This is a genomic window from Rhizobacter sp. P2_H2, from assembly GCF_056403375.1.
Map to the genome: position 1 here is coordinate 1 of NZ_JBFUFP010001859.1, position 518 is coordinate 518.

Genomic DNA, 518 nt, shown 5'->3' on the forward strand with positions numbered 1-518 from the left:
CTTCACCACCAAGCCGGTCGGCAAGGGCACCGGTCTCGGTCTCTCGCTGTCGTACGGGATCGTGCAGAAGCACCACGGCCGGATCGACGTCGACAGCGTCCTGGGCCAGGGCACGACGTTCCGCGTGACGCTGCCCGTGCGCCGCATCACGAGCGCTCCCGCGCTGGATACGCCCTGATGGGTCTATCGACAAGCCTTGCACCTCTCGAGGATGGCGCGCACCATGGCCGCTTGGAAGTGAATCCTGCCATGGGAGCCGTTCATGAATGCATTCAGCGCTGAGTACTTCGCCAATTTTCATCGCTTCGCGAAGCGGCTTGAAGCCGGGCTGGTCGATACCGAGGATGCGAATTTGTTCGAGGTGCGCGGCTTGGTGAAACAGGAGATGAGCGGTGAGCGCAAATGGCGACTCACGGCCGCAGGCCATCGCATGATCGACCTGGGGGTGCCGCCTGCGGGCCATTTCCCGTGAAATCACGGCGTACGCATGGCCAGCCACCAGCGCGGCAGCCCGAACG

Annotated in this window: 2 protein-coding genes; both read left to right on the forward strand. The window is 63.9% G+C overall.

All coding sequences use genetic code 11. The annotated features are described in order from the left end of the window. The coding region (locus tag AC1D15_RS36620) for an ATP-binding protein (protein ID WP_477829955.1) at positions 1-178 on the forward strand (178 nt) is incomplete at its 5' end. 84 nt (positions 179-262) lie between these two features. Next, the gene (locus tag AC1D15_RS36625) at positions 263-472 is read left to right on the forward strand and encodes a hypothetical protein (RefSeq protein ID WP_477829954.1); all 210 of its coding nucleotides are present in this window, start codon (positions 263-265) and stop codon (positions 470-472) included. The last annotated feature ends 46 nt before the right edge of the window (positions 473-518 follow it).